The organism is Marinobacter sp. R17 (assembly GCF_003789045.1).
Classification (GTDB): domain Bacteria; phylum Pseudomonadota; class Gammaproteobacteria; order Pseudomonadales; family Oleiphilaceae; genus Marinobacter_A; species Marinobacter_A mangrovi.
The window spans coordinates 1-6699 of the sequence record NZ_RHGZ01000048.1 but is presented as its reverse complement, the minus strand read 5'-3'; the positions used below and the strand labels follow the sequence as shown (position 1 = coordinate 6699).

At 53.0% G+C, this 6699-nt stretch carries 6 protein-coding genes; 4 read left to right on the top strand and 2 right to left on the bottom strand.

All coding sequences use genetic code 11. From position 1 onward, the window contains the following. The first annotated feature begins 356 nt into the window (after positions 1 to 356). Together EB809_RS20655 and EB809_RS20650 are read left to right on the top strand one after the other, a co-directional pair. On the top strand, positions 357 to 665 hold the full coding sequence (locus EB809_RS20655) for a transcriptional regulator (RefSeq protein ID WP_223808069.1): 309 nt from the start codon (positions 357 to 359) through the stop codon (positions 663 to 665). Positions 666 to 1104: 439 nt separating this feature from the next. Continuing rightward, positions 1105 to 2907, top strand: a complete 1803-nt coding sequence (locus EB809_RS20650) for a DEAD/DEAH box helicase (RefSeq protein WP_123636749.1) — start codon at positions 1105 to 1107, stop codon at positions 2905 to 2907. An 81-nt stretch (positions 2908 to 2988) separates the two neighbouring features. On the opposite strand, the gene EB809_RS20645 is transcribed toward EB809_RS20650, so the two are convergent. Then, positions 2989 to 4194, bottom strand: a complete 1206-nt coding sequence (locus EB809_RS20645; RefSeq protein WP_123636748.1) for a hypothetical protein — start codon at positions 4192 to 4194, stop codon at positions 2989 to 2991. 211 nt (positions 4195 to 4405) lie between these two features. Here EB809_RS20645 and EB809_RS20640 point away from each other — a divergent pair, with 211 nt between their 5' ends. Together EB809_RS20640 and EB809_RS20635 are read left to right on the top strand one after the other, a co-directional pair. Then, a complete protein-coding gene (locus tag EB809_RS20640; RefSeq protein ID WP_123636747.1) occupies positions 4406 to 5053 on the top strand; it encodes a hypothetical protein in 648 nt (215 codons plus the stop codon). Then, positions 5054 to 6091 (top strand): WD40 repeat domain-containing protein, encoded by a 1038-nt coding sequence (locus EB809_RS20635; protein ID WP_123636746.1) that lies wholly within the window; start codon positions 5054 to 5056, stop codon positions 6089 to 6091. 143 nt (positions 6092 to 6234) lie between these two features. Here the strand turns inward: EB809_RS20635 and EB809_RS20630 are convergent, their stop codons facing one another. Then, positions 6235 to 6567, bottom strand: a complete 333-nt coding sequence (locus tag EB809_RS20630) for an ankyrin repeat domain-containing protein (protein ID WP_123636745.1) — start codon at positions 6565 to 6567, stop codon at positions 6235 to 6237. Positions 6568 to 6699: the final 132 nt, after the last annotated feature.

The following is a 6699-nucleotide window of genomic DNA, read 5'->3' as shown; positions in this document are numbered from 1 at the left end:
GGTTGCAGCCACTGCAGCAGGGGATGTAATCAGCTGCGGGCTGGAGTTTGATCTGAAGAGACTGGGAACCGAGCTGGGTGAAAGACGCAACCGAGAAGCCTTCCCAGAATAAGGCAAGAGGATTAGCATGCATGATGACGGCGGTATGTTGGTTATTGTTTTGGTTTTGGCGAACAAAAACTTAACCGGTTTTACCGCCGTCTTCCTTTCTTTTTCACGCTAATCTGCGATGAACCATATTTTTTGAGGTAGGCGTATCTCCACGAGCCTTTAAAATATCTGATCGCATATAAAATTGACAAATGGTCGTCTTTAGCCGAAAAATATATCAGTTCTAATATTTTTTGGTGGCTGCTGTGAAGGTAAACATCTCAAGTGTTAAAGAAGCTGGCATGCTTGTCCGCGCCGTCCGTAAGAGTGAACGAGTTCGGATGGATGACTTGGCCGGGGCCGCGGGTGTTGGTTATGTCTTTGTAAGTGACGCCGAACGCGGAAAAGAGACGATTCAATTTGGTCGATTCCTCCGGCTCTTGGATGAACTTGGCATTCGGATGGAGTTTGATGTGCCCGAATCGGCCATGCCCATCTACCGCAAGCTACAGGAAAAAGGTCGGAAGGCGGCGGCCATCGAAGAGAAAGGGCCGGCCAGCAGGTCCGGTATATGAGACAGCTCAACGTTTTCTTCAACACGTTTTTGGTGGGTATCCTTAAGGAAGAGAACGACCTTTGGCAGTTCCTCGGTCTATGACACACTCTCGATCGCCGACGACCGGGCTCGATGGCCAAATACAGAGCTCGCACTCCAAATCAGCACTGCTCACCGCACATTTGCGCAATTAACGCGAGAAGACGTATTGGATGCGGGCGAGGCCATAGGATTGGCCCGCAAAACAGTCGAAAGAGAGCTGGATCGGCAATTGGATGCTGTTTTACCCAGCGCAGATCGACTTTTGGAAGAGATTGAAGCTGAATATAGCCATTTGGCGACACAGTCGCCGGATCCCGAGATGGCTCGCAGGCACTGGGGCATACAGGAAAAAGTTCTGCGTAGTATCCGTCACATCATTATTAAGGACATGCACGGGCGGTTAAGTTGAACCATTCATGAACGCTCCTTTCAAGCTGCGTCCTTACCAACATGAAGCCGTCGACGCCACGTTGCGGCATTTCCGCCAGTCCGATGAGTCGGCCGTCATTGTGCTGCCGACCGGAGCGGGTAAGAGCCTGGTCATTGCCGAGCTGGCCCGCCTCGCCCGACGCAAGATTCTGGTGCTGACCCACGTCAAGGAGCTGGTCGAGCAGAATCACGCCAAATACGAGAGCTATGGGTTAACGGGCGGCATCTTCTCGGCCGGGCTGAAGCGCAAGGAAAGCCGGCATCAGGTGACCTTTGCCAGTGTGCAGTCGGTGGCGGCGAACCTGGATCAGTTCCGGGATGAGTATTCATTGATCATCATCGATGAGTGCCACCGGGTCAGCGGGGATGACACCAGTCAGTATCAACGGATCATCGAACTGCTGCGGCAACAGAACGACGCCCTCAAAGTGCTCGGGCTGACGGCCACACCCTATCGTCTGGCCATGGGCTGGATCTATCGCTATCACTACCGGGGCTTTGTCCGCGGCAGCGGTGAAGAGCAGGAAAAGCCCTTTCAGCATTGCATCTACGAACTGCCGTTGCGCTACATGATCAACCGGGGGTATCTCACCAAACCCGAGTTGGTGAACGCGGCGGTGGCGCAATACGATTTCTCCGCGCTGCCTCAGGACCGTTTTGGCGAATACGCCGAGAAGGACGTCAACCAGTTGCTGAGCAAACATCAGCGCGTGACCCGGGCCATCATCGAGCAGGTGATGGAGCTGGCCGAGGCACGCCAGGGGGTGATGATCTTTGCAGCCACGGTCGATCATGCGCGGGAGATCACCGGCTACCTGCCGGAACACCAGACCGCCCTGGTGACCGGCGCGACCGACCTGACCGAACGGGCGTCGCTGATCCAGCGCTTCAAACAACGGCAGTTGAAGTACCTGGTGAACGTGTCGGTACTGACCACGGGCTTTGATGCGCCCCACGTGGACTTTATCGCCATCCTTCGCCCGACCCAGTCCGTCAGCCTGTATCAGCAGATCGTGGGCCGTGGTCTGCGTCTGGATGAGGGCAAGCAGGATTGTCTGGTGATCGATTACGCGGGCAACCACGTGAACCTGCATCACCCGGAGGTGGGGGAGCCGAAACCGAACCCCGACAGCGAGCCGGTGCAGGTGTTCTGCCCGGGCTGTGGCTTTGCCAATATCTTCTGGGGAAAGACGGACAGCGAAGGCCATGTGATCGAACACTACGGTCGTCGGTGTCAGGGGCTGCTGGAGCCTCAGGAAAATGAGAGTGATACCGCGCAGAACCGCCGTCCGCAACAGTGCGATTACCGTTTCCGCTTCAAGGAATGTCCCCACTGCGGTGGCGAGAATGACATCGCGGCCCGCAAATGCCAGCAGTGCCAGAACGCCATCATCGACCCGGATGATCAGCTGCGCGATGCCCTGAAACTCAAGGATGCTATGGTGATCCGCTGCGCCGGGATCTCGTTGAGTGTTCACAGTGGGAACACCGACGGTAACAACGAGAGCAAGCTGAAGATCACCTATCACGGTGAAGATGGGGAAGAGCTCAGCGAGTCGTTCGACTTTAGCAAGCCACCCCAGCGCCATATCTTCAACAAGCTGTTCGGGCGTCGTTTTGCGAACGGTCAGGCGCCAAAAACGTTCAGCAGGGCAGATGAAGTGCTTGAGATGCAAGCCTTGTTGTCGGCACCGGATTTCGTCATTGCCCGCAATCAAAAGCGCTATTGGCAGGTGCAGGAGCGGATCTTTGATTACCAGGGGCCTTATCGTAAGGCGAATGAGGTGTGAGGTCTGTAGGGCGGCGATTAGCCAGCTGCAATCAAGACCAAGCTGGTCGAAACACAAGTTGCCGGTATTACCGTACCGAAGCTATGGTTTCTTTCGTTTTCGAAGCCAAAAGGTGCGGATTAATACAATGGCGACGGCGGTGAAAAGGACATACTTCGACAGGGTTCCTGCAAGGTAATTCCTGGACTGCTGGCGTCTTTGGTGAAACTCTTCGACGTCGCCGTATGACATCAGCGTGATCCGTCGGTCTTTCAACGCTTCGTTTCGCGTATCCAGGTTTCGAGCTGCTATTTGATAAAAGGCGCTTTTTTCCCGTTGATGATTGGCGGGGCGGAAATAGCGCTCACCTTTGCAGGTCCAATGAATCAGGCCTTCATCCTCAATGGGCACGAGCTTGGTGTTGCAGTCACGGGTTCTCTGTTCGGGGTCATGGTTTGCCGATAAAAGGGGTCTTTGTATTCGGTAGACTGCGTTGCGGTAGGTTTCCATATACAGGGTCGTGCCCGGTGGCGTACTAAACACGAACGCCTCCGCTAGTTTGTAACCCGGTCCAAACGTCCATCGTTCTCCGAGCTCTGAGACCAGATAAGGGGTGTAATCGCAGGTAAGTCTGGGGTGTGTTGGCCATGCGACCGGACACTCGGGCTCTCGGGACACATGGCTGAAAGTGATTTTCCGCTTGTGCAGCTCTTCGGGGCGAGGTAGATCACTTCTCGGAAAAATGAGGAAAACAATCGTGGCGGCCAATGCCGTCAGCGTGAACTTTACCAGCGCTTTGGCTTCAGAAAGCGACATTGACGCAACCCTGCGCCAGAACAGAATGATAATCAGCCCGTCAAAGATCAGAAAGGAGGCGGCGCTGAATAGGCTGTCTGAACGCCACTGGTTGAATTCTGAAAGTGAAAGCCGTGCAGTGCCTCTTGCGCCATTGTCGTTGCTGACGGCTTCAAACGCATATACCGTATTACCTGCCAGGCTCATCGAGAGTTTTGAGCCTTCCGGCACCCTGAACAAACGGTCCAACCCCTTTTCAAAGAGCGGCTTCATAAAGACGCGGTAGCTCTGCCCACTGTTGCTGACCAGATAAGTCTGATATCCGCAAAGGCGGGATTTACCGGTACCACCGCATTCAAGCTTCGTCTCAATTGAGCTTACGATGGCTGTTTGTGTGGACAAGTTGTCGGGAATATCCAGAGACGTAAAAAGCAACGCAGTGCGATTAAGTGCGTCGAATCCGGCTGCAAAAGCAATCACGCACAGCAAAACGGGAAGCCAGTGTTTTCTCATGAAAGTCCTTTTCCAGAGAGCCCGATCAAGTCCATTAAAATCAGGCTAATGGGTTCTGTATTCGACGTCTGACATAGAGTTTCCAGAACTCTAAAAAGTGGGCCAGATTTTGGATTTTCTGGATATACGGCGAGGTTGAATAGCCCGGGTGTATACTATCGCACTTTGCAAAGGCTGACTTCTGCCAGCCAACTGATCAGGGAGAGATCAATTGCTGTTGCTTATCGTCAAGCTTGTCCTGCTCTACGTGTGCCTGGCCTATCTTCGAAAGTCGCAGAGCCCGTTTGTCGCTGCCCTCATGTATAGCGTTTTATCGCTGCTGGCAGTGTGGCTGTCTCACGCAGCTGTGGATCCTTCTATTTCCGGTATTCATCCGGTTGGGTTACTGGTCGGGTTCTTCTTCGATTTTGGCGTGGCAGTGGCTGTCTTCGGACTGGCTAATCGTTACCAAACTCGGAGTCGAGTGCTTTTCGGGACAATCTGTATCGGCGTCGTTATCAATTTCGTTGGTCAGTTCTGGTTGGTCGAAATAGGGGATAAGATAGACAATTCTGGATACTTTACTGATCAGGCTAAATCATCGAAGCTGACGTTCCCACCGCACCTCTGGTCTCATCACAAATCGCTTCCAATCTCTGCCGAAGTCTGCGCAGGGCGTGCTCTGGCCGCTCTTAATGCGTATGAATTTACTTCGGTCGTGCGCAACGGCACCTATACCTACGGAAATTTGGGCTCCAATCGCGCCGTGCTGAAATGCGTAGAGCGGGAAGGGGAAACTTCCTTTATCTATATCGCCGTAGCGGGTCCGGATAAGCCCGTCGTTGAAAATTTGAGAAATAAACTGGCAAAGAGCCTATGAATGCCTGATTTATTGAAAGGATCTTTCAGAAAAGTGGTGCTTGTCGCCTTATTGTTGGGGCTGGTGGTTACCGCAATTCTGATTCGAGTTGGTTTCGGTGAAGGAGCAAATGCCGACCGCTGGGAAACGCTTCGAATACCCGCCCAACTGGATGGGGACTATATTACGGCGCTTCGATACGACGCCGCGATTGGTGAGGTTCTGACGGGATTTGAGTCCGGCCATGTGGCGAGTACGGCAAGAGATGGCAGGGCGACGTTCATTCACGGCCACAACCGCCGAGTCAATTATGTCTCCGTCAGCCCAGATGGGGATCTTGTCGCCTCGTCTGCCGGCGAAACGGTGCTTTGGAACCGTAGGACGGGAGAGACGGAAGCGACTCTGGAAAAGGTGAATGGCCCGGTCATCTGGTCGGAGGCCGGAGACGTTCTCTTTGTTCTTCAGCGCGGAATCGTAAAAATCTATGATGTTGAGCGCAGGCATTTTCATTCGGCGGAGATGCGTTGTGAGGGGGCAGCTACTGCCATTGCCCTGAACCAGGAAAAAGGAATTCTTGCTGCGGGGTCGTCTATGGGGCGTATCTGTTTGTGGAAAGTGTTGGAATCCGGGCGCTTCCGGGGCCTGGATTTAATGCTTAAAACTGCGAAAAGCGATCGTCGAAACCACATTCAGGCAATGGCCTTTTCCGATCATGGTGACGAGCTTCTGGTGATTACCGAGTTGGAGGGAGTAAAGCGCTTCTCAACGTCTGATCTTTCTCTTATCCAGTCCAAGTCGCCACAGCTTACACGAGTAATGAACGCCAGAGTCCTGAACCGGAATACCGGCGCGGTGGCATTGGCTGGTCAACTTAAAACCTGGGATGGCGACGAAGACCACTTCGTTGAATTGTTCAATTTGAAAACGGGGCAGTCTGAGATCCTCAAGGCGAAAACCAGCACTTTGAATGCGCTGGCTGTCACCGACGATAATCGACAGATCGTGATCGGCAATGTGGTCAAGTATTTAGTCATGGATGTTCCGCCAGCGTTTCGGTAAGAGGCCGAGGCGAATACAAGCCATGCCGGCCAAGAGCCGCGGAGAGGCAAAACACGTTGCGTCACCCTGAGAGTTTGACCCGCTGCCGGCTATTCTGAGTCTTTGCTGAGCAACGCTGGCGTGACGAACGGAGAATTTAGCCGTTAGCATTCCTGCTCTTCGATCAGGCGTAAAACTTGTTGATCATTTTTCCGGGTCACATACTCGGTAAAGGTACCTTCATCCCAACCGACTGGGAGCGAGGGATCCGCACAGTGATCAAGAAGAATCTCGACGCAATCGACTCCGCATTCACCTCGTTCATAGGCAAGGTAAAGCGCCGAATAGCCGTGAGTAGGTTTGAAATTCACATCGGCATTGGAATTTTCCAGAACGTACTGGAGACCTTTAGAGTTAATGTACCTCAATGCGCCGGTAAACATGGTGAACTGATCAAAGTACATCAGGCTGTTAAAATCAGGATTTTCCTTGACCACAACCTTAACCCGGATTTCTCACAGGGCATAAAAGAAAGCGGCTGAAAGTGTTAAGGTTTCAAGACCTTACCCAAGAAACCAACACCAACAGCCGCTTCCAAAATGGTACCTGAAAAACTGACCTTCACGCCA

What these genes read in the sequence shown, in the direction of transcription:
- EB809_RS20650 (WP_123636749.1), top strand. Translation starts at nt 1,105, where the DNA reads ATGAACGCTCCTTTCAAGCTGCGTCCTTACCAACATGAAGCCGTCGAC.
- EB809_RS20645 (WP_123636748.1), bottom strand. Translation starts at nt 4,194, where the DNA reads ATGAGAAAACACTGGCTTCCCGTTTTGCTGTGCGTGATTGCTTTTGCA.
- EB809_RS20635 (WP_123636746.1), top strand. Translation starts at nt 5,054, where the DNA reads ATGCCTGATTTATTGAAAGGATCTTTCAGAAAAGTGGTGCTTGTCGCC.